This is a genomic window from Streptomyces javensis (genome assembly GCF_039525925.1).
Classification (GTDB): domain Bacteria; phylum Actinomycetota; class Actinomycetes; order Streptomycetales; family Streptomycetaceae; genus Streptomyces; species Streptomyces asiaticus.
In genome coordinates this window covers 21,054-46,375 of the sequence record NZ_BAAAIF010000079.1, presented here as the reverse complement: position 1 = coordinate 46,375, position 25,322 = coordinate 21,054, and the positions used below count along the sequence as shown (strand labels likewise).

General features: G+C 74.5%; 2 protein-coding genes. Both read left to right on the top strand.

The window, feature by feature from the left end; genetic code table 11:
• Positions 1-14,780: type I polyketide synthase (locus ABD329_RS40925; protein ID WP_344317746.1), on the top strand; the 14,780-nt coding region annotated here is incomplete at its 5' end.
• A 47-nt stretch (positions 14,781-14,827) separates the two neighbouring features.
• Positions 14,828-25,312: a type I polyketide synthase gene (locus ABD329_RS40920; RefSeq protein ID WP_344317744.1), complete on the top strand. Its 10,485-nt coding sequence runs from the start codon at positions 14,828-14,830 to the stop codon at positions 25,310-25,312.
• The last annotated feature ends 10 nt before the right edge of the window (positions 25,313-25,322 follow it).

The window sequence follows — 25,322 nt, the reverse complement described above, 5'->3', positions numbered from 1 at the left end:
CGGAGTTCCCGTCGGACCGTGGCTGGGATCTGGCGGGGCTGTACGACCCGGACCCGGATCGTCAGGGGACGTCGTACACGCGTGAGGGCGGTTTCCTTTACGACGCCGGGGACTTCGACGCCTCGTTCTTCGGCATCTCGCCGCGTGAGGCCCTCGCGATGGATCCGCAGCAGCGGTTGCTGCTGGAGACATCCTGGGAGGCGTTCGAGCGCGCGGGCATCGACCCGGGTGCGTTGCGCGGTCAGCAGATCGGTGTCTTCGCCGGGACCAACGGCCAGGACTATCTGTCGCTGCTGATGCGGGCGCCCGAGGGCCTTGAGGGCCATCTGGGCACGGGCAACGCGGCGAGCGTGGTGTCCGGGCGGGTGGCGTACACCTTCGGTCTCGAAGGCCCGGCCGTCACGGTCGACACGGCCTGCTCGTCCTCCCTGGTGGCCCTGCATCTGGCGGTGCAGGCGCTGCGGCAGGGCGAGTGCACGATGGCGCTCGCGGGCGGCGTCACGGTGATGTCCACCCCCGAGAACTTCATCGACTTCAGCCGTCAGCGCGGACTGGCCGCCGATGGCCGGATCAAGGCGTTCGCGGCCGGTGCGGACGGCACCGGCTGGGGCGAGGGCGCGGGCATGCTGCTCGTGGAGCGGCTGTCGGACGCGCGGCGCAACGGCCACCCGGTGCTCGCGGTCGTACGCGGCTCCGCGATCAACCAGGACGGTGCGTCCAATGGTCTGACGGCGCCGAACGGCCCTTCCCAGCAGCGCGTCATCCGGCAGGCGCTGACCAGCGCCGGGCTGACGACCGGCGATGTCGATGTCGTCGAGGCACATGGCACGGGTACGACGCTGGGTGACCCGATCGAGGCACAGGCGCTGCTGGCCACCTACGGGCAGGAGCGTGCCCCGGAGCGGCCGTTGTGGCTGGGGTCCATCAAGTCCAACATCGGTCATACGCAGGCGGCGGCCGGTGTCGCGGGCATCATCAAGATGGTCCTCGCCATGCGGCACGGTGTGTTGCCGCAGACCTTGCACGTTGACGCGCCGTCGCCGCATGTGGACTGGTCGGCGGGCGCGGTCGCGCTGCTGAGCGAGCGGGTGGAGTGGCCGGAGACGGGCCGTCCGCGCCGCGCCGGTGTGTCGTCGTTCGGCATCAGCGGCACCAACGCGCACACCATCATCGAGCAGGCCCCGGCGGTCGACGCATCGGCCGAGGCACCCGAGCGGAACGGCCTCGGCGGCCTTCTGCCGTTCGCCCTGTCGGCCAAGAACGCCGAAGCGCTGCGGGAGCAGGCCGCGCGGCTGCACACCCACATCGCGGCGCGGCCCGAGTCGGCGCCGCTCGACGTCGCCCACGCCCTGGCCGTCGGCCGCGCCGCCCTGGAGCGGCGCGCGGTGCTGACCGTCGGCGACCGGGACGAACTGCTGCGGACACTCGACGCGCTGGCCCGGGGCGAGTCCGTCCCGGGGGTGGTCGAGGGGACGGTCACCGAGGGCAAGGTGGCGTTCCTGTTCACGGGGCAGGGGAGTCAGCGGCTGGGGATGGGCCGTGAGCTCTACGACGCCTTCCCCGTCTTCGCGGATGCGCTGGATGAGGTGTGTGCGCATCTGGACCTGCATCTTGAGCGGCCGTTGCGGGATGTGTTGTTCGGGGATGACGCGGCGGTACTGGATCGGACGGGGTTCACTCAGCCCGCGCTGTTCGCGGTTGAGGTGGCGTTGTTCCGGTTGGTCTCGGAGGCGTGGGGTCTGACGCCGGACTTCCTCTCCGGTCACTCGATCGGCGAACTGGCCGCCGCGCATGTGGCGGGTGTGTTCTCGCTGGCGGATGCCGCGAAGCTGGTGGCGGCGCGTGGCCGTCTGATGCAGGCGCTTCCGTCCGGTGGCGCGATGATCGCCGTCCAGGCGTCCGAGGACGAGGTGGCGCCGCTGCTCACCGAGCGGGTCTCGATCGCCGCGCTCAACGGCCCGGCCTCCGTGGTCATCGCGGGCGACGAGGACGCGGCTGCCGCGATCGCGTCCGGTTTCGAGGCCCAGGGCCGTAAGGCCAAGCGGCTCACGGTCAGCCACGCGTTCCATTCCCCGCGCATGGACGGGATGCTGGAGGCGTTCCGCGAGGTCGCCGAGGGGCTGTCGTACGAGGCCCCGCGCATCCCGATCGTCTCCAACCTCACCGGGAACGTCGTCTCCACTGACGAGATCACGACCCCCGACTTCTGGGTCCGCCATGTCCGCGAGGCCGTCCGCTTCCTCGACGGCATCCGCACCCTCGAGGCCCAGGGCGTCACCACCTACCTGGAACTCGGCCCCGACGGTGTCCTGTCCGCGATGGCGCAGGAGTGCGTGACAGGCGACGAGGAGCCCGCCTTCGCCGCCGCGCTGCGCAAGGACCGCCCCGAGGCCGAGGCGCTGCTCTCGGCCGTCGCACGCGCGCATGTCCGTGGTGTGACGCCGGACTGGGCGGCCGTGTTCGCCGGTGCGGGCGCCGCGCCCGTGGACCCGGCCGAGCTGCCCACCTACGCCTTCCAGCGGCAGCGCTACTGGCCCAGCGCCGCCGCCCTCGCGGCGGGCGACCCCGAGTCGATCGGGCTGGGCGACATCGACCACCCGCTCCTCGGCGCCGCCGTCGCGCTCGCGGACGCCGATGGCCTCCTGCTCACCGGGGTGCTCTCCACCCGTACCCACCCCTGGCTGGCCGACCACGCGGTCATGGACACCGTGCTGTTGCCCGGCACCGCCTTCGTCGAGCTGGCGAGCACGGCGGGCGCCCAGGTCGGCTGTGAGCGGCTGGACGAACTCACCCTCGAAGCCCCGCTCGTACTGCCCGAGCACACCGGGGTGCGGGTGCAGCTCGTCGTGGACGGGCCGGACGAGTCCGGCCGCCGTTCCTTCAGCCTGCACTCGCGTCGGCAGGACGCGCTCGGCACCGAGCCGTGGGCGCGCCACGCCACCGGTGTGCTCGCCCCCGGCGCCCGGACGCCCGAGTCCGGCCACCCCGATGAGCTGGCCGTATGGCCGCCGCAGGGCGCGACGCCGATCGCGGTCGAGGGGCTGTACCAGGAACTGGCCGGGGCGGGCCTCGGCTACGGGCCGGTGTTCCAAGGGCTCAAGGGCGCCTGGCGGCTCGGCGGGAACCTCTACGCCGAGGTGGGCTTCCCCGAGGACGCGCCGCTGACGTCCGGCGCCGAGGCCGAGCGGTTCGGGCTGCACCCGGCCCTGCTCGATGCCGCGCTGCACGTCATCGGCCTCGACAGCGCCGACCGCGAGTCGGCGCTCGCCGAGGGCGCGCTGCTGCCGTTCGCGTGGAACGGCGTCCAGCTGCACGCGGCCGGGGCGGGTGCGCTGCGGGTGCGGCTGTCCGAGCGGTCGTCGAACGCGGTCTCGCTGCTGGTGGCCGACGGCACGGGCCGCCCGGTGGCCACGGTCGAGTCCGTGGCGCTGCGGGCGGCCTCGGCCGACCAGGTGCGCGCGGCGCGCGGCGGGCTGCACGAGTCGCTGTTCCGGCTGGACTGGACGGCGGTTCCGGCGCCCGCGACCGGCGCGGCCACGGGCGACTGGGCGGTGCTCGGCGCTGACGCCGCCGAACTGGCCGCGCTGGAGGCCGCGTTCGGGACCGGGATCCGGATCGCGGCGTACCGCGATCTGGCGGTGCTGCGGACGGCCGTGGAGTCCGGGGCGCCCGCGCCCGACACCGTCCTGCTGAATGGCATCGGTGGTGACGGCGACGCGTCGGCCGTGCACGGGGCGACCCGGACCATGCTCGCCCTGCTCCAGGAGTGGCTGGCCGATGAGCGGTTCGCCGGGTCGCGGCTGGTGCTGCTGACCCGGGGCGCGGTGGAGACCGAGCCGGGCGCGGGCGTGGCGGATCTGCCGTACGCCGCCGTGCGCGGTCTGTTCCGCTCCGCGCAGTCGGAGAACCCGGGCCGTCTGGTGCTGCTGGACGTGGACGGCGAGGAGGGCTCGTACCGTACGGTGCCCGCCGCGCTCGGCGTGGACGAGGCGGAGCTGGCGCTGCGCGCGGGCGTGGCGCTCGCGCCACGGCTGGCCCGGGTGCCGGTCACGGACGACACGAACACCGAAGGCACCGGTGCGGAAACCGTCACCGCCCCGGCGTACGACCCCAACGGCACCGTCCTGATCACCGGTGCCTCCGGAACCCTCGGCGGCCTCTTCGCCCGCCACCTCGTCACCGCCCACGGCGTACGCCACCTGCTGCTGGTCAGCCGCCGTGGCGCCGACGCCGACGGCGCCGAGGAGCTGGGCGCCGAGCTCACCGCGGCCGGTGCCACCGTCACCTGGGCGGCCTGCGACGTGGCCGACCGCGACGCGCTCGCCGCGACCCTGGCCGCCGTCCCGGCCGAGCATCCGCTGACCGCCGTGGTGCACACGGCGGGCGTCCTGGACGACGGCGTCCTCGGCTCGCTGACGCCCGAGCGGGTGGCACGCGTACTGCGCCCCAAGGTGGACGCGGCGCTCAACCTGCACGAGCTGACCCGTGGCCACGAGCTGTCCGCGTTCGTGCTGTTCTCCGGTGCCGCCGCCGTGTTCGGCGCGCCCGGACAGGCGAGCTACGCCGCCGCCAACTCCTTCCTGGAGGCGCTCGCCCAGCACCGCGCCGCCCAGGGGCTCCCGGCCACCGCGCTGGCCTGGGGGCTGTGGGCCGGTGCCGGCATGGGCAGCGCGCTGGACGAGGTGGACCTGCGGCGCATCGCGCGCGGCGGGGTCGCCCCGATCGCCGCCGACGAGGGGCTCGCGCTCTTCGACGCGGCCCGCGCCGACCGTTCCGCCGTGCTGTTCCCGATGCGGCTCGACTACGCGGGACTGCGCACCGAGGCGACCGGGACCGTACCGGCCCTGTTCCGGGGCCTGGTGCGGACCCCGGTCCGGCGGGCCGCCGCCACGGCCGCCACCGCCGACGGCTCCTCGCTCGCCCAGCGCCTCGCCGGGCTCGCGCGGCCCGAACAGGACCGTGAGCTGCTGGAGTTGGTGTGCGGCCGGGTCGCCGCCGTGCTCGGTTACGCGGGCCCGGACGCCGTCGAGGCCGGGCGGGCGTTCAAGGAGCTGGGCTTCGACTCGCTCACCGCCGTCGAACTCCGCAACGACCTCAAGACCGTCACCGGGCTGCGGCTCCCGGCGACGCTCGTCTTCGACTACCCGACCCCCACCGCGCTCGCCGGCCATCTGCGCGAGGAGCTGCTGGGCGCCGAGGAGACCACCGCGCCGCTGGTGCCCGTACGGACGGGGGCGGCCACGGCGCTCGACGACGACCCGATCGTCATCGTCGGCATGAGCTGCCGCTACCCGGGCGGGGTGCGCACCCCGGAGGAGCTGTGGGAGCTCGTCGCCACCGGCGGCGACGGCATCTCCGGCTTCCCCGTGGACCGTGGCTGGGACCTCGACGGCATCTACCACCCGGACCCCGACCACGCGGGCACGTCGTACACCCGCGAGGGCGGCTTCCTGCACGACGCCGCCGACTTCGACCCGGACTTCTTCGGGATCTCGCCGCGTGAGGCGCTCGCGATGGACCCGCAGCAGCGGTTGCTGCTGGAGACGTCGTGGGAGGCGTTCGAGCGCGCGGGCATCGACCCGACGCGGGTGCGCGGCAGCAGGGTCGGAGTCTTCGCGGGCGTCATGTACCACGACTACGTGACCGGCCTCGACGGCATCCCCGACGGTGTCGAGGGCTACATCGGCACCGGCAACGCGGGCTCCATCGCCTCCGGCCGGGTGGCGTACACCTTCGGGCTGGAGGGCCCGGCGGTCACCGTGGACACGGCGTGCTCGTCGTCGCTGGTGGCGCTGCACTGGGCGATCCAGGCGCTGCGCGCGGGCGAGTGCACGATGGCGCTGGCGGGCGGTGTGGCGGTCATGGCCACGCCCGAGACGTTCATCGACTTCAGCCGCCAGCGCGGCCTGGCCACGGACGGCCGCTGCAAGTCGTTCGCGGCCGGTGCCGATGGCACGGGCTGGGCCGAGGGCGCGGGCATGCTGCTCGTGGAGCGGCTGTCGGACGCGCGGCGCAACGGCCACCCGGTGCTCGCGGTGGTCCGGGGCTCGGCCATCAACCAGGACGGCGCTTCGAACGGTCTCACCGCGCCCAACGGGCCGTCCCAGCAGCGCGTCATCCGCCAGGCGCTGGCCACCGCCGGGCTGGCGGCCGGCGACGTGGACGTCGTCGAGGCGCACGGTACGGGTACGACGCTGGGTGACCCGATCGAGGCGCAGGCGCTGCTGGCCACGTACGGGCAGGAGCGTGCCCCGGAGCGACCGCTGTGGCTCGGGTCCATCAAGTCCAACATCGGCCACACGCAGGCCGCCGCCGGTGTCGCGGGCATCATCAAGATGGTGATGGCCATGCGGCACGGTGTGCTGCCGCGGACGCTGCACGTGGACGCGCCCTCCCGGAACGTCGATTGGGAGGAGGGCGCGGTCTCGCTGCTGACCGAGCCGATGGCGTGGCCGGAGACCGGCCGCCCGCGCCGCGCCGGTGTGTCGTCGTTCGGCATCAGCGGCACCAACGCGCACACCATCATCGAGCAGCCGTCGGCCGCCGAGGACCGCGAGGACGCGGTGGCGCGGCCGTCCGCCGTACCGCCGGTGCTGCCGTGGCCGCTGTCGGCCGTGGGCGGCGACGCGCTGCGCGACCAGGCCCGCCGTCTGCGCGACCGGCTGCGCGCCACCGACGAGGACGCGGACCTGGCGGCCATCGGCTACACCCTGGCCGCCGGGCGCACCGCCTTCGAGGACCGCGCGGTGCTGGTGGCCGACGGCCGCGACGGCTTCCTGCGCGCCCTGGAGGCGCTGGCCTCCGGCGAACCGGCCACGGGACTGGTACAGGGCTCGCCGGTGGCCGGGAAGCTGGCCTTCCTGTTCACCGGGCAGGGGAGCCAGCGGCTGGGGATGGGGCGTGAGCTGTACGACACCTATCCGGTGTTCGCGGAGGCGTTCGACGCGGTGTGCGACGAGCTGGACGCGCATCTCGAACGGCCGCTGCGGGATGTGCTGTTCGGGGGTGACGCCGAGGCGCTGGATCGGACGGGGCTCACCCAGCCCGCGTTGTTCGCGGTTGAGGTGGCGTTGTTCCGGCTGGTATCGGATGCGTGGGGGCTGCGGCCCGATGTCCTCTCCGGGCATTCGATCGGTGAGCTGGCCGCCGCGCATGTCGCGGGTGTGCTCTCGCTGGCGGATGCCGCGAAGCTGGTGGCGGCGCGTGGGCGGTTGATGCAGGAGCTTCCGGCGGGTGGCGCGATGATCGCGGTGCAGGCGTCCGAGGACGAGGTGGCGCCGCTGCTCACCGAGCGGGTCTCGATCGCCGCGCTCAACGGGCCGACGTCGGTGGTCATCGCGGGTGACGAGGACGCGGCACTCGAGATCGCGGCACGTTTCCAGGCCCAGGGCCGTAAGACCAAGCGGCTCACCGTGAGCCACGCCTTCCACTCGCCGCGCATGGACGGCATGTTGGACGCCTTCCACGAGGTCGCCGAGGGGCTGTCGTACGAGGCTCCGCGCATCCCGATCGTCTCCAACCTCACCGGCGCGGTCGTCTCCGCCGAGGAGATCACCACTCCCGGCTTCTGGGTGCGCCACGTCCGCGAGGCCGTGCGCTTCCTCGACGGCGTGCGGACGATGGAGGCCCAGGGCGTCACCACCTACCTCGAACTCGGCCCCGACGGTGTGCTCTCCGCCATGGGCCAGGACTGCCTCACCGAAGGTGACACGGCGGGCTTCGTCGCCGCCCTGCGCGGTGGCCGCCCCGAGGCCGAGACCGTCACCACCGCACTCGCCGCCCTGCACACCCGGGGGTTCGCCCCGGACTGGGAGGCGTTCTACGCCGGAACCGGCGCGCGGCGCGTGGAGCTGCCGACGTACGCCTTCCAGCGGCGGCGCTACTGGCTGGACGTGCGGACGGCCACCGCCGCCCCCGGGGCCACGGCTCAGAGCGCCGTCGACGCCCGCTTCTGGGAGGCCGTCGAGCGCGCGGACCTGGCCTCGCTCGCCGAGACCCTGAATCTCGACACCGAGGACAACGGCGCGCTGGAGGCCCTGCTGCCCTCGCTGTCGTCGTGGCGGCGGCAGCAGTCGGAGCGTTCGACGGTGGACGGCTGGCGCTACCGGGTGTCGTGGAAGCCGGTCACCGACCGTTCCGCCGCGTCCCTGAGCGGCGGCTGGCTCGTGGTGGTACCGGCCGAGGCGTCCGAGGACGCCTGGGTCGCGGGTGCCGTACGGCTGCTGCACGACCGTGGCCTCGACGTACACCGCGTCGAGCTGACCGCCGACGACGACCGCGCCGCGGTGGCCGAGCGGCTGGCCCGGGCCATCGGCGACGCGCCCGTGACCGGCGGTGTGCTCTCCCTGCTGGCCCTCGCGGACGGCGATGGCAACGGTGACGGCCTGCTGCGGACGGCCGCGCTGACGCAGACGCTGGGCGACGCGGGCATCGGTGCGCCGCTGTGGGTGGCCACGCGGGGCGCGGTGGCCGTGGGCCGTTCGGACGGAACGGTCAGCCCCGCGCAGGCGCGGCTCTGGGGCCTTGGCCGGGTGGCCGCGCTGGAGGTGCCCGAGCGCTGGGGCGGCCTGGTCGACCTCCCGGAGACGGCCGACGAGCGTGCGCTGGGACGGCTGGCGGAGGTGCTGGCCGGTGCCGGTGGCCATGCCGATGGCGAGGACCAGGTGGCGGTGCGGGCGTCGGGCGTGTTCGGACGCCGCCTCGTCCGGGCCTCCGTGCCCGCGTCCGCCAGTGGCTCCTGGACGCCGGGCGCCGGTACGACCCTGGTCACCGGCGGTACGGGCGCGCTGGGCGCGCGGGTGGCCCGCTGGCTGGTCGCGGGCGGCGCCGAGCATGTGCTGCTCACCAGCCGCCGTGGCCTCGACGCCCCCGGCGCCGCCGAACTCCGCGACGAACTCGCGGCGTCCGGCGCCCGGGTGACGGTCGCCGCGTGCGATGTGGCCGACCGCGCCCAGGTCGAGGCGCTCCTCGCCGACGTCCCGGCCGAGCTGCCGCTGACCGGTGTGGTGCACACGGCCGGGGTGCTGGACGACGGCGTACTGGACTCGCTCACCCCCGAGCGCTTCACCGGCGTCCTGCGCGCCAAAGCGGCCGCTGCGGCCCATCTCGACGAGCTGACGCGCGATCGGGAGCTGACGGCCTTCGTATTGTTCTCCTCGATCAGCGGCACGTTCGGCGCCGCCGGACAGGGCAACTACGCGGCCGCCAACGCCTACGTGGACGCGCTCGCCGAGCGGCGGCGCGCCGAGGGCCTGCCCGCCACCTCGATCGCCTGGGGCCCGTGGGCCGAGGGCGGGATGGCCGCGGACGGTGCGCTGGAGCAGCGTCTGCGGCGCGGTGGACTGCCGCCGATGGACGCCGAGTTGGCGATCGGCGCGCTTCAGCGGGCGCTCGACCTCGACGACACGGTGGTCACGGTCGCGGACATCGACTGGGACCGGTTCGCACCGGACCTCACCGCGGCCCGGCCCAGCCGTCTGCTCACGGACCTCCCGGAGATCCGCGCGGCGGCGGAGGCCACCGCCACCGGGCCCGCCGCCGACGGCTCCTCGCTCGCCGCCCGGCTGGCCGGGCTGGGCGAGGCGGAGCGGGACCGGCTGCTGCTCGACCTGGTCCGTACGCAGGTGGCCGCGGTGCTCGGACACGACGGCTCGGAGTCCATCGGCGCCGACCGTGCCTTCGGCGAGCTGGGCTTCGACTCGCTGACCGCCGTCGAGCTGCGCAACCGGCTCGGCGCCGCCAGCGGTGTCCAGCTGCCCGCCACCCTGGTCTTCGACTACCCGACGGCCTCCGCCCTCGCGGGCTATCTGCGCGGCGAGCTCATCGGAACGAGCACCGCCACCGAGCCCACACACAGCACGACCGTGACGGCCGCCGCCGATGACGACCCGATCGCCATCGTCGCCATGAGCTGCCGCTTCCCGGGCGGGGTGCGGTCGCCCGAGGAGCTGTGGCAGCTCCTCACCGCGGGCGGGGACGCCATCGCCGAGTTCCCGGCCGACCGCGGCTGGGACCTGGACGCGCTCTACGACCCGGACCCGGACACGCGCGGCACCTTCTACGCACGCGAGGGCGGATTCCTCTACGACGCGGGCCACTTCGACGCCGCGTTCTTCGGGATCTCGCCGCGTGAGGCACTGGCCATGGACCCGCAGCAGCGGCTGCTGCTGGAGACCTCCTGGGAGGCGTTCGAGCGCGCGGGCATCGACCCGGCGGCGCTGCGCGGTACCTCCGCCGGGGTGTTCGTCGGCTCCAACGGGCAGGACTACGACGCCTCGCTGCACACCGTCCCCGAGGGCGTCGAGGGCTACCTGGGCACGGGCAACGCGGCCAGCGTGGTCTCCGGCCGGCTCGCCTACACCTTCGGCCTGGAGGGCCCGGCGGTCACGGTCGACACGGCGTGCTCGTCGTCGCTGGTGGCGCTGCACTGGGCGATCCAGGCGCTGCGCCAGGGCGAGTGCTCGCTCGCGCTCGCGGGCGGTGTGACGGTCATGTCGAGCCCCGGCGCGTACATCGAGTTCAGCCGGCAGCGCGGACTGGCCCCGGACGGCCGCTGCAAGGCGTTCGCGGACGGCGCGGACGGCACCGGCTGGGGCGAGGGCGTCGGCATGCTGCTGGTGGAGCGACTGTCGGACGCGCGGCGCAACGGCCACCCGGTGCTGGCGCTCGTCCGTGGCTCCGCCATCAACCAGGACGGCGCCTCCAACGGCCTGACCGCGCCCAACGGCCCCGCCCAGCAGCGGGTGATCCGCCAGGCGCTGGCCGGTGCGGGGCTGTCCGCCGCCGAGGTGGACGCCGTCGAGGCCCATGGCACCGGCACCCGGCTGGGCGACCCGATCGAGGCGCAGGCGCTGCTGGCCACCTACGGCCAGGAGCGGGAGGCGGACCGGCCGCTGTGGCTGGGCGCCATCAAGTCCAACATCGGCCACACCCAGGCCGCGGCCGGTGTCGCGGGTGTCATCAAGATGGTGCTGGCGATGCGCCACGGGGTGCTGCCGCGGACGCTGCACGTGGACGAGCCGTCGTCGCACGTGGACTGGTCGGCGGGCGCGGTGTCGCTGCTGACGGAGCAGGTGGAGTGGCCGGAGACCGGCCGTCCGCGCCGCGCGGGCGTCTCCTCGTTCGGCTTCAGCGGCACCAATGCCCATACGGTGCTGGAGCAGGCACCCGTCCACGACGCGGCGAATGACAGCACACCGCGACGCCCCCTCGTACGGCCCGATGTGGTGGCCTGGCCGCTGTCGGCCAAGGGCGAGGACGCGCTGCGGGCCCAGGCCGAGCGGCTGCGCGCCCACCTCGAGGCCGACGCCGGGCTCGACGCGGTGGACGTGGCGTACTCGCTGGCCACCACCCGGTCCGCCCTGGAGCACCGCGCGGTGGTCCTCGGCCAGGACCGGGACCGGCTGCTCGCGGGGCTCACCGCCCTCGCGCGCGGCGAGTCCGCCGCACAGCTGGTCCGGGGCGTGCCCGCGGAGGGCCGTACCGCCGTGCTCTTCACCGGGCAGGGCAGCCAGCGGCTGGGCATGGGCCGTGAGCTGTACGAGGCCAGCCCCGTCTTCGCGGAGGCGCTGGACGCGGTCTGCGCCGAGCTCGACCGGCACCTGGAACGGCCGCTGTACGACGTGCTGTTCGGGGACGACGAGGAGCCGCTGGACCGGACCGGATTCACCCAGCCCGCGCTGTTCGCCGTCGAGGTGGCGCTGTTCCGGCTGGCCGAGGCCGCCGGGCTGCGGCCGGACGTCCTGACCGGGCACTCCATCGGCGAATTGGCCGCGGCGCACGTGGCCGGGGTGCTGTCGCTGGAGGACGCCGCCACGCTGGTCGCCGCGCGCGGCCGGCTGATGCAGGAACTGCCCTCCGGCGGCGCGATGATCGCGCTCCAGGCGGCGGAGGAGGAGGTCGGGCCGCTGCTCACCGAGCGTGTCGGCATCGCCGCGCTCAACGGGCCCACGTCTGTGGTCATCGCGGGCGACGAGGACGCGGCGGTCGCGATCGCGGCGTCGTTCCAGGAGCGGGGCCGCAAGACCAAGCGGCTCACCGTGAGCCACGCGTTCCACTCCCCGCTGATGGACGGCATGCTCGCCGAGTTCCGCAAGGTCGCCGAGGGGCTGACCTACAACGCGCCGCGCATCCCGATCGTCTCCACCGTCACCGGACAGCAGATCTCCGACGAGCTGGGCATGGCCGCCGACTACTGGGTGCGCCACGTCCGCCACGCCGTCCGCTTCCTCGACGGGGTCCGCGCCCTGGAGGCCCAGGGCGTCACCACCTACGTCGAACTGGGCCCGGACGGGGTGCTGTCCGCCATGGCGCAGGACTGTGTCACCGCCGGGAACGAGGGCGCCGAGGACGTGGCCTTCGTGCCCGTGCTGCGCGCCGGGCGCCCCGAGACCGAGACGCTGACCGGCGCCCTCGCCACGCTGCACGTCCGGGGCGCGGCGCTGGACTGGGAGGCGCTGTTCGCCGGGACCGGCGCCCGCCGCGTCGAGCTGCCCACGTACGCGTTCCAGCGGCGGCGCTACTGGCTCGAGGGCACCGCGCGGTCCACGTCAGGCCAGGAGGCCACGGACCTCGACACGGCCGGCGCCCGGTTCTGGGAGGCGGTCGAGGGCGATGACCTCGCCGCGCTGTCGGACGCCGTGGGCATCGACGTGGACCAGCCGCTCAGCGCGCTGCTCCCGGCGCTGTCCGCGTGGCGGCGGCGTGAGCACGAGCAGTCCGCGCTCGACGGCTGGCGCTACCGCGTCACCTGGAAGCCGCTGGAGGAGCCCCGGTTGGCCGCCGCCCCCGGCGTCTGGCTGGTCGCCGAACCCGCCGCGTCCGCGGGCCACGCCGACACCGTGCGGCGGATCGTGGCGGCACTGGCCGACCGGGGCGCCGCCATCCGCCGCATCGCGGCCGACGGCGCGGCCATTGGCACAGCGGACAGCGGCGATCTCGACCGGGACGCCCTGGCCGACCGGATCCGCCGGGCCGCGGCCGACGAGCCCGTGCACGGCGTGCTGTCGCTGCTCGCGCTGGACGAGCGTCCGCACCCCGACCACCCGGCCGTGCCCACCGGGCTGCTGCGCACCGGAGTGCTGGTGCGGGCGCTCGGGGACGCGGGCCTTGACGCCCCGCTGTGGTGCGCCACCACCGGCGCCGTCGCCACCGCCGCCTCGGAGCCGGTCGGCAGCGCCGCGCAGGCGCAGATCTGGGGCCTGGGCCGGGTGGTCGCGCTGGAGCACCCCGAGCGCTGGGGCGGTCTGATCGACCTGCCCGCCACGCTCGACGAGCGGGCCGCCGACCGCCTGGCCGGTGTGCTCGGCGGACACGGCGATGGCGACGAGGACCAGCTGGCGATCCGTACGGCCGGAGTCCTGGCCCGGCGGCTCGCCCACGCCGAGCGCGCCCCGGCCACCGGCGCGCCCTGGCGGCCGCGTGGCACGGTCCTGGTCACCGGCGGCACCGGCTCGCTGGGCGCCCATGTGGCCCGCTGGCTGGCGGAGAACGGCGCCGAGCACCTGGTGCTCACCAGCCGCCGTGGCCCCGACGCCCCCGGCGCCACCGAGCTGCGCGACGAACTCGCCGCGTCCGGCACCCAGGTGACCGTCACCGCCTGCGATGTGACCGACCGGGACGCGGTGGCCGGGCTGCTGGCCCGGATCCGCGACGAACACCCGCGGCACCCGCTCACGGCCGTCGTGCACGCGGCGGGCGCCGGGCAGTTCGCGCCGCTCGCGGAGACCACCCCGGCCGATGACGCCGATGTGGTGGCCGCCAAGGTCGCGGGCGCGGCCCATCTGGACGCGCTGCTCGGCGACACCGAGCTGGACGCCTTCGTGCTGTTCTCCTCGATCGCCGCGGTGTGGGGCAGCGGCGGCCAGGGCGCCTACGCGGCCGGAAACGCGTTCCTCGACGCGCTGGCCGAACAGCGCCGGGCCCGTGGCCTCGCCGCCACCTCGGTGGCCTGGGGCCCGTGGGCGGACGGCGGGCTCGTCGCCGACGACGAGGCGGCCGAACAACTGCGCCGCCGTGGCCTGCCGGTGATGGCCCCGCACTCCGCCATCGCCGCCCTCCAGCAGGCGCTGGACCGGAACGAGACCGCTGTCGCCGTGGCCGACGTGGACTGGGGCCGCTTCGCGCCCGCCTTCGCCGCGGCCCGCCCCCGCCCGCTCATCGCCGATCTGCCGGAGGTCCGCGCGGCCTTCGCGGCGGACCCGGCGACGGGCGCGGACGGTACGGGCGGCGGTTCGGCCGAGGCCCCGGCGGAGGCCCTGCGGCAGCGGCTCGCGGGGCTCACCGGGCCCGAGGCCGAGAAGGCCCTGCTCGACCTCGTCCGTACGGAGGTCGCCGCCGTCCTCGGACACGACGACACCACGGCCGTCCAGGCGGGCCGGGCCTTCAAGGAGCTGGGCTTCGACTCCCTCACCGCCGTCGAACTCCGCAACCGGCTGGGCGCGGCCACCGGACTCCGGCTCACCGCCACCCTGGTCTTCGACCACCCGACGCCCAGCGCGCTCGCCGGTGTGCTGCGCGCCGACCTGCTCGGCGAGGACACCACACCCGGACTCCCCGTCCTCGCCGAAATCGACAAGCTGGAATTCACCCTTTCCAACGTCTCCGACGACGCGACGGAACGCGAGCGGGTCACCGCGCGCCTCGAAGCGCTGTTGCGGACCTGGAACGAGAACGAGAGCGCGGCGGGCGCCGACGGTGCCGACGACGATGGACTCGATCTCGACGCCGCCTCCGCCGAAGACATCTTCGACATCATCAACAATGAATTCGGAAGGTCCTGACGTGATGACCGCCCTCAATTCAACCGACCTCAGGAGGTGACGTTTCCGTGGCTAGCGCGAACGAAGAGAAGCTTCTCGACAATCTGAAGTGGATGACCACTGAGCTGCGCCGGGCCCGACGCCGCCTGACCGAGGTGGAGGCGGACGCGCAGGAACCGATCGCCATTGTGGCGATGAGCTGCCGTTTCCCCGGTGGCGTCGGTTCGCCCGAGGATCTGTGGCAGCTGGTCGCGGAGGGTGGTGACGCCATTTCCGGATTCCCCGCCGACCGAGGCTGGGACATCGAGGGACTGGCCGATCCGGACCCCGACCGCAAGGGCACCTTCTACAACAGCGGCGGTGGATTCCTCGACGGCGCCGCCGAATTCGACCCCGGATTCTTCGGCATTTCGCCGCGCGAGGCGCTCGCCATGGACCCGCAGCAGCGGCTGCTGCTGGAAACGTCCTGGGAGGCTTTCGAGCGCGCGGGAATCGACCCGACGTCCGTCAAGGGCAGCCGCACCGGCGTGTATGTGGGCGCCTCGGCCATGGGCTACGGCTCCGATGTCCAGGGCGCGCCGGAGGAGCTGGAGGGCCTGCTGCTCACCGGCGGCGCCACCAGCGTGCTGTCCGGCCGTATCGCCTACACCTTCGGCCTCGAGGGCCCGGCCGCCACGATCGACACGGCCTGCTCGTCGTCGCTGGTCGCGCTGCACTGGGCGGCCCAGGCGCTGCGGCAGCGCGAATGCTCGCTCGCCCTCGTCGGCGGCGTCACCGTGATGCCCAACCCCGATGTCTTCGTGGAGTTCAGCCGCCAGCGCGGCCTCGCCCCCGACGGCCGCTGCAAGTCCTTCGCCGCGTCGGCGGACGGCACCGGCTGGTCCGAGGGCGTCGGGGTACTGCTGGTCGAGCGGCTGTCCGACGCGCGGCGCAACGGCCACCAGGTGCTGGCCGTGGTGCGCGGCAGCGCGGTGAACCAGGACGGCGCGTCGAACGGTCTGACCGCGCCGAACGGCCCGTCGCAGCGGCGCGTCATCCGCCAGGCGCTGGAGAACGCCCGGCTGTCCGCCGCCGAGATCGACGTCGTCGAGGCGCACGGCACAGGCACCACGCTGGGCGACCCCATCGAGGCGCAGGCCCTGCTCGCCACCTACGGCCAGGAGCGGCCCGAGGGGCGGCCGCTGTGGCTGGGCTCGCTCAAGTCCAACCTGGGCCACGCCCAGGCGGCGGCGGGCGTCGCGGGCGTCATCAAGATGGTCATGGCGATACGCCACGGCCTCATGCCCAAGACCCTCCACGTCGATGAGCCGTCCCCGACCGTGGACTGGACGGCGGGCGAGGTGTCCCTGCTGACCGAGGCCCGGCCCTGGGACGAGACCGGCAGGCCGCGCCGGGCCGGTGTCTCGGCCTTCGGCGTGAGCGGCACCAACGCCCACACCATCCTGGAGCAGGCCCCCGAGCCGGAGGCCCCGGAAGATTCCCCGGCGCCGGACGGGGACGCCACCCCGGCCGCGAACGCCGCGCCGGTCACCGCCGCCGTGCTGCCGTGGCCCCTCTCCGCCAGGAACGCGGCGGCGCTGCGCGACAACGCCCGGCGCCTCGCCTCCCACCTCGACCGCGAACCCGCCCTCGGCGCCGCCGATGTGGCCCACTCACTGGCCACCGGCCGGGCGGCGCTGGAGCGGCGCGCGGTGCTCGTGGGCGAGGACCGCGCCGGACTGGCCGCCGGTCTGGAAGCGCTGGCGCGGGGGGAGTCCGCGCCGGGGCTGATCGAGGGCACGGTCACCGAGGGCGAGACGGCGTTCCTGTTCACGGGGCAGGGGAGTCAGCGGCTGGGGATGGGGCGTGAGCTGTACGACGCCTATCCGGTGTTCGCGGAGGCGCTGGACGCGGTGTGTGCGGAGCTGGATCCGCATCTTGAGCGGCCGCTGAAGGACGTGCTGTTCGGGGACGATGCCGAGGCGCTCGACCGGACCGGTTTCACTCAGCCCGCGCTGTTCGCGGTCGAGGTGGCGTTGTTCCGGCTGGTGTCGGATGCGTGGGGGCTGCGGCCCGACTATCTGTCGGGGCATTCGATCGGTGAGGTGGCCGCCGCGCATGTGGCGGGTGTGCTGTCGCTGGCGGACGCGGCGACGTTGGTGGCGGCGCGTGGCCGGTTGATGCAGGCGCTTCCGGCGGGTGGCGCGATGATCGCGGTGCAGGCGTCGGAGGACGAGGTGGCGCCGCTGCTCACCGAGCGGGTGTCGATCGCCGCGCTCAATGGGCCGTCGTCGGTGGTCATCGCGGGTGATGAGGACGCGGCCGTCGCGATCGCGGCTGGTTTTGAGGCGCGGGGTCGTAAGACCAAGCGGCTCACGGTCAGCCATGCGTTCCATTCGCCGCGTATGGACGGGATGTTGGACGCCTTCCGCGAGGTGGCCGAGGGCCTGTCGTACGAGGCTCCGAAGATTCCGATCGTGTCGAATCTGACCGGTGGCGTGGTGTCCGCCGACGAGATCACGACCCCCGACTTCTGGGTGCGGCACGTCCGCGAGGCCGTGCGCTTCCTGGATGGCGTCCGCACTCTCGAAGCGCGCGATGTCACCACGTTCATCGAGCTTGGTCCGGACGGGGTCCTGACCGCGATGGCGCAGGAGTGTGTGACCGATGCCGACGCGGCCGGTTTCGTCTCCGCGCTGCGCAAGGGCCGTCCCGAGGCGGAGGCGCTGACCACGGCCGTCGCCCGCGCCCATGTGCGCGGTGTGGCGGTGGACTGGACCGGATACTTCGCCGGTAGGGACGCCCACCACGTCGATCTGCCGACGTACGCCTTCCAGCACGAGCGGTTCTGGCTGGAGCCGGGCGCCGCCTCCGTGGGCGATGTGGCCTCGGTGGGCCTGGAGTTGGCCGGGCATCCGCTGCTCGGCGCCGCCGTGCCGCTGGCGGAGACCGATGGGCTGGTGTTCACGGGACGGCTGGGTGTGGATACGCATCCGTGGCTGGCCGACCATGTGGTGCGGGGCGCGGTGGTGCTGCCCGGCACGGCCTTCGTGGAGCTTGCCGTCCGCGCCGGTGACCAGGTCGGCTGCGATCTGCTCGACGAGCTGACCCTGCACGCCCCGCTGGTGCTGCCCGCACGCGGTGGCGTCCGGCTTCAGCTCACCGTCGGCGCGCCCGATGGCGCCGGACGGCGGTCGCTGACCGTGCTGTCCCGCGCGGAGGACGCCCCGGCCGAGGAGCCGTGGACGCGACACGCCGACGGTGTGCTCGCCACGGGCGCGCCCCGGCCGTCGTTCGCGCTGACGGCCTGGCCGCCGCAGGGTGCCGAGGCGGCCCGTACCGAGGAGCTGTACGCGGCGCTCGCGGACGGCGGGCTGCGGTACGGCCCGGTGTTCCAGGGGCTCACGGCCGCGTGGCGGCGCGGCGACGAACTCTTCGCCGAGGTGCGGCTGGACGAGTCCGGCGCGTCCGACGCGCAGGCGTACGGCCTGCACCCGGCGCTGCTCGACTCGGCGCTGCACGCGCTCGCCCTGGACGGCCTGGGCGACGGCGACGGCCAGGGGCGGCTGCCGTTCGCCTGGAGCGGCGTGTCGTTGTACGCGAGCGGCGCCTCGGCGCTGCGGGTGCGGCTTGAGCTGCGCGGCGCGGACGGTGTCCGGCTGGAGATCGCGGACGCGTCCGGTGCGCCGGTCGCGGCCGTGGACTCGCTGGTCCTGCGCGCCGTGTCGGCGGAGCAGGTGCGGGCCGCGCGGGCGGCGTACCACGAGTCGCTGTTCCGCGTGGAGTGGACGACGACGCCCGTGCCTGTGGACTCGGCCGACGGCCGCTGGGCGGTGCTGGGCACGGACGCGTTCGGATTGGGTGCCACGGCATACGCGGACCTCGCGGAGCTGGCCGAGGCCGTCGATTCCGGAACGGCGCTGCCGGAGTACGTAGTGGTGTGCCCGGCACTTGAACGCCCGGGTGCGGCAATTCAAGCCCGTCCGGCGTTTGAGGACACGCCCGAAGGGCGTACCCACCCGCACGCGGACGGCGCGGCACTCGACTGCGCGGGTGCGGCATCTCCAGCCCGTCCGGCGCTTGAGGACCGGGGTCAAGGGGCGGAGCCCATCCACGCGGCGGAGCCGCATATCGATGCTGCGGGAAGGGGCGGGGTGGGGGAAAGCCCCTCGCCCGCCACCACGGCGCACCAGGCCACCACCCAGGTGCTGGGGCTGCTCCAGCAATGGCTGGCCGACGACCGCTTCACGGACTCACGTCTGGTCCTGCTGACCTCGGGGGCCGTGGCCACCGCGACCGACGAGCCGGTGGTGGACCTCGCGGGCGCCGCCGTCCAGGGACTGCTGCGCACGGCGCAGGCCGAGAACCCGGACCGCTTCGTCCTCCTGGACATCGACGGCCAGGACGCGTCGCTGGCGGCCCTTCCGGCCGCGCTGGCGGCGGGCGAGGAGCAGTTGGCCGTCCGTGCGGGCGCGGCCCGTATCCCGAGGCTGGCCAGGGTGCCGGTCGCGGACGAGCCGACCACCGAGAACGCCTTCGACCCCGCGGGCACGGTGTTGGTGACCGGCGCGTCCGGTTCGCTGGGCGGTCTGGTGGCGCGGCATCTGGTGGCCGAGCGTGGCGTACGGCAGCTGCTGCTGGTGAGCCGTCGTGGCGACAAGGCGCCGGGTGCGGCCGAACTCACCACGGAGCTGGCCGAGTTGGGCGCGAGCGTGCGCTGGTCGGCGTGTGATGTGGCGGACCGGGACGCGCTCGCCGCGACCCTCGCCGCCGTCCCCGCCGAGCATCCGCTGACCGCCGTCGTGCACACCGCCGGTGTGCTGGACGACGGTGTGATCGGCTCGCTCACTCCCGAGCGCGTAGCGAACGTCATGCGCCCGAAGGTGGACGCGGCGTGGAATCTGCATGAGCTCACCCGCGAGCTGGACCTGACCGCCTTCGTGCTGTTCTCCTCCGCCTCGGGCGTGTTCGGCACCCCGGGCCAGGGCAACTACGCGGCCGCCAACGCCTTCCTCGACGCCCTCGCCGTACACCGCCGCGCCGAGGGCCTGCCCGCCGTCTCACTGGCCTGGGGCCCCTGGGCGGGCGCCGGGATGGCCGGTGGCCTGGACGAGGCCGACATCGCCCGGATGCGGCGCGCCGGACTGCCGCCGCTGTCCCCGGCGGAGGGCCTGGCGCTCCTCGACGCCGCGCTCACCACGGACGAGATGGCACCGGTCCCGATGCGCGTGGACGCCGTGGCGCTGCGCGCCCAGGCCGCGGCGGGCGCGCTCGCGCCGCTGCTGCGCGGGCTGGTGCGGGTCCCGGTGCGCCGCGCGGTGGACACCGCCGCGGGCGGCGGTTCCGCGCTCGCGGAGCGGCTGGCCGGGCTGAGCGCGGCCGAGCAGGACCGGCTGCTGCTGGACCTGGTCCGAACGCAGGTGGCGGCCGTCCTCGGCTATGCGGGCCCGCAGGCCGTCGAGGAGGGCCGGGCGTTCAAGGACCTGGGCTTCGACTCCCTGACCGCCGTCGAGCTGCGCAACCTGCTGCGCGAGGCCACCGGGCTGCGGCTGCCGCCGACGCTCGTCTTCGACTACCCCACCTCGACCGCCCTGGCGGGCCATCTGCGCCAGGAGATCGTCGGGGACCCGGCCGACGGAAACGTGCCCGACCGGGTGATCAGCGCGGTGGACCGCGACGACCCGATCGCGATCGTCGCCATGAGCTGCCGCTTCCCCGGCGGGGTGCACTCGCCCGAGGAGCTGTGGCAGTTGCTGGTGGCGGGTGACGACGCCATCACCCCGTTCCCCGCCGACCGCGGCTGGGACCTCGCCACGCTCTACAGCGACGACCCCGACCTCGAGGGCACCAGCTACACCCGCGAGGGCGGCTTCCTGCACGACGTGGCCGACTTCGACGCCCCGTTCTTCGGCATCTCGCCGCGCGAGGCGCTGGCCATGGATCCGCAGCAGCGGCTGCTGATGGAGACCACCTGGGAGGCGTTCGAGCGCGCGGGCATCGACCCGGCCGCGCTGCGCGGCAGCCGTACCGGCGTGTACATCGGCTCCAACGACCAGGACTACCTGACCCTGTGGCTGAATGAGCCGCGGGGCCTCGAGGGCCACCTCGGCACCGGCAACTCCTCCAGCGTGGCCTCCGGCCGCCTCTCCTACGCCTTCGGGCTCGAAGGCCCCGCGGTCACCATCGACACCGCCTGCTCGTCATCGGTGGTGGCGCTGCACCTGGCGGCGCAGGCGCTGCGCAACGGCGAATGCTCGCTCGCGCTGGCCGGTGCCGTCACGGTCATGTCCACCCCGGGCGCCTTCCTGGAGTTCAGCCGGCAGCGCGGACTGGCCGCCGACGGCCGGATCAAGGCGTTCTCGGCGGACGCGGACGGCACCAACTGGTCCGAGGGCGTGGGCCTGTTCCTGGTGGAGCGGCTCTCCGACGCCCGTAGGAACGGCCACCCGGTGCTCGCCGTGCTGCGCGCCACCGCCATCAACCAGGACGGCGCGTCCAACGGTCTGACGGCGCCGAACGGCCCGTCCCAGCAGCGCGTCATCCGGCAGGCCCTCGCCAGCGCCGGGCTTTCGGCCACGGACATCGACGCCGTGGAGGCACACGGCACGGGTACGACGCTGGGGGACCCGATCGAGGCCCAGGCGCTGCTGGCCACCTACGGCCAGGACCGGCCCGAGGACCGGCCGCTGTGGCTGGGCTCGGTGAAGTCCAACATCGGCCACACCCAGGCCGTGGCGGGCGCCGCCGGCATCATGAAGATGGTCATGGCGATGCGGCACGGTGTGCTGCCGCGGACCCTGCACGTCAGCGAGCCGACCCCGCACGTCGACTGGACCGCGGGTGACATCGAGCTGCTGACCGAGGCCCGGCCCTGGCCGGAGACCGGCCGTCCGCGCCGCGCGGGCGTGTCGTCGTTCGGCTTCAGCGGCACCAACTCGCACGCGATCATCGAGCAGGCCCCGGCCATGGACGCGGTCTCCGCGCCCGTCCCGGAGCGGTCCCTGCCCGTCCTCGCCTGGCCGGTCTCGGGCCGTACCGAGGACGCGCTACGGGCCCAGGCCGCACGGCTGCGCCCCTCCGTGGCCGCCGGAGCCGACGCGCCGCGCCCGCTCGACCTCGCGTACTCCCTGGCCACCTCGCGTGCCGCCCTGGAACACCGGGCCGTGCTGCTCGGCCGGGACGGCGACCTCCTCGGCGACCAGCTCGCGGCACTGGCCGAGGGGCGCGGTGCGGCGGGGCTCGTGCAGGGTTCGGCGGCCGGTGGCAAGGTGGCGTTCCTGTTCACGGGGCAGGGCAGCCAGCGGCTGGGAATGGGCCGTGAGCTCTACGACGCCTATCCCGTGTTCGCGGAGGCGCTGGACGCGGTGTGCGCGGAGCTGGACCGGCATCTCGAACGGCCGCTGCGGGACGTGCTGTTCGGGGATGACGCGGAGGCGCTGGATCGGACGGGGTTCACCCAGCCCGCGCTGTTCGCGGTCGAGGTGGCGCTGTTCCGGCTGGTCGAGGCGTGGGGTCTGAAGGCGGACTTCCTGTCCGGGCACTCGATCGGTGAGCTGGCGGCCGCGCATGTGGCCGGTGTGTTCTCGCTCGCGGATGCCGCGAAGCTGGTGGCGGCGCGTGGCCGTCTGATGCAGGAGCTTCCGGCCGGTGGCGCGATGATCGCGGTCCAGGCGTCCGAGGAAGAGGTGACGCCGCTGCTCAGCGAGCGTGTCTCGATCGCCGCGCTCAACGGGCCGACCTCGGTGGTCATCGCGGGTGATGAGGACGCGGCTGTCGCGATCGCGTCCGGTTTCGAGGCCCAGGGCCGTAAGACCAAGCGGCTCACCGTGAGCCACGCCTTCCACTCGCCGCGCATGGACGGGATGTTGGACGCGTTCCGCGAGGTCGCGCAGGGGCTTGCGTACGAACCCCCGCGCATCCCGATCGTGTCCAATCTGACGGGCGAGCTGGTCTCCACCGAGGAGATCACCAGCCCCGACTTCTGGGTGCGCCACGTCCGCGAGGCGGTCCGCTTCCTCGACGGCGTGCGGACGTTGGAGGCCCATGGCGTCACCACCTACGTCGAGCTCGGCCCCGACGGTGTGCTGACCGCCATGGCCCAGGACTGTGTGACCGGCGAGGACACCGCCTTCGCCGCCGCGCTGCGCAAGGACCGCCCCGAGGTGGAGACGGTCACCACCGCGCTCGCCCAGGCGTATGTCCGGGGCGCCGAGGTGGACTGGGCCGGGTACTTCGCCGGGACCGGCGCACACCGCGTGGACCTGCCGACGTACGCGTTCCAGCGCCGCCGCTACTGGCCGGAGCCCGCCCTGGCGGCCGGGGCCACGGCCGAGGGCGCCGTGGACGCGGTGGACGCGCGGTTCTGGGAGGCGGTCGAGCGCGAGGACTGGGAGTCGCTCGCCGGTGAGCTGCGGGTCGAGGGCGACCAGCCGCTCAGCGCGGTGCTCCCCGCCCTGTCGTCGTGGCGCCGCGCCCAGCGCGAGCGGTCCGCCGCCGACGGCCACCTCTACAACGTGGTGTGGAAGCCGCGTCCGCAGAGCGGTTCTTCGGGCGCCCCGGCTCCGTCCGGCACCTGGCTGACCGTCGTCCCGGCGAGCCACGCCGACGACCCCCGGATCACCGCCGTGGCCGACGACCTGGCCCGGCGCGGTGTGCGGGTCGTCACGCTGGAACTGGACGCCGCCGACACCGACCCCGCCGCCGTGGCCGACCGTCTCGCCTCGGCGTCGGCCGGTGGCCCGCTGGCCGGGGTGCTGTCCCTGCTGGCGCTGGACGAGCGGCCGCATCCGGAGCATCCGGCGGTGCCGGTCGGCCTCGCGCTGACCGGTGCGCTGGCCGAGGCGCTGGCGCGGCGCGGCGACGACGCCCCGGCGCGGCAGGGCGGCGACGCCCCCGCGCCGCTGTGGTGCGCCACCCGGGGCGCGGTCTCGACCGGCGGCGGCGACCGGCTGGACAGCGCCACCCAGGCCCAGGTCTGGGGCTACGGCCGGGTGGTCGCCCTGGAGCAGCCCGAGCGCTGGGGCGGTCTGGTGGACCTCCCGGAGACCGTGGACGAGCGGGCGCTGGACCGGCTCGCGGCCGTGCTCGCCGGGTCCGACGACGAGGACCAGGTGGCGATCCGCGCCACCGGGGTCTTCGTACGCCGTCTCGTCCCGGCCCCGCGCACCGCGGCCACCGCCGCCGCCGAGCCCTGGACGCCGCGCGGCACCGTGCTGGTGACCGGTGGCACGGGCGCCCTGGGACGGCATGTGGCCCGCTGGCTGGCCGACCACGGCGCGGAGCGGCTGGTGCTGCTCAGCCGCCGTGGCCCCGACGCGCCGGGCGCGGCCGAGATCGTGGCCGAACTGTCCGGCACCGACACCGCCGTGACCGTCGAGGCGTGCGACGTGGCCGACCGCCACGCGCTCGCCGCGCTGGTGGAGAAGCTGGCCTTGGGCGGCACGCCGGTCCGGGCCGTGGTGCACTCGGCCGGGATCTCCCAGGAGCCCGGCACCGGCACCGAACTCCCCGAGTTCGCCCGGATCGTGGCCGCCAAGACGACCGGTGCGGTCCACCTCGACGCGCTCTTCGGCGCGGACGCCGACCCGCTGGACGCCTTCGTGCTCTTCTCCTCGATCGCCGGGGTGTGGGGCAGCGGCGGCCAGGGCGCCTACGCGGCCGGAAACGCGTTCCTCGACGCGCTGGCCGAACAGCGCCGGGCCCGGGGCCTGCCCGCCACCTCGGTGGCCTGGGGCCCGTGGGCGGAGGGTGGCATGGCCGCCGAGGGCGACGCCGAGGAGCAGCTGCGCCGCCGTGGACTGCCGCCGATGGCACCGGAGGTGAACATGGTCGCCTTCCAGCGGGTGCTCTCCCGCGAGGAGACCGCCGTGACGGTGGCCGATGTCGACTGGGAGCGTTTCGCCCCGGCCTTCACCGCCGCCCGCCCCCGCCCGCTGATCGACGATCTGCCGCGGGTGGCCAAGGCCCTGCGCGGCGGTGACGGTGACGGCGATCAGGCGAACGAGGTGGCCGACGGCGCGCCGGGCCTGCGCGAGCGGCTCGCCGGGCTGTCCGCGACCGAGCGCGAGGACACGGTGCTCGAGCTGGTCCGCACCCATGTGGCCAGCGCCCTCGGCCATGCCTCGGCCGACGAGGTCGAGGCCGGGCGCGCCTTCAACGAGCTGGGCTTCGACTCGCTCACCGCGGTCGAGCTGCGCACCCGGCTCGGCGCGGCCACCGGCCTCAAGCTGCCCGCCAGCCTGGTCTACGACTACCCGACACCGGCCGCGCTCGCCGAGCATCTGCTGACCGAGCTGGTCCCGGACGGGCCGGGCCACGGCCCCGGCCACGCCCTGCCCGATGTGGACCTCGACCCGCAGGACGCCGAGCTGCGCCGCACCCTGGCCACCATCCCGATGAGCCGGATCCGGGAGGCCGGCCTGCTGGACACACTGCTCCGGCTGGCCGAACCGCAAGCCGCCACTTCCGACCCCAGCCGCGCCGAGGACGGGGCGGAGTCCATCGACGAGATGGACGTCCAGCACCTCATCGACATGGCGCTCGACCTCGACAGCCTCGACGGCAACGATTCCTGACGCGGGCCCA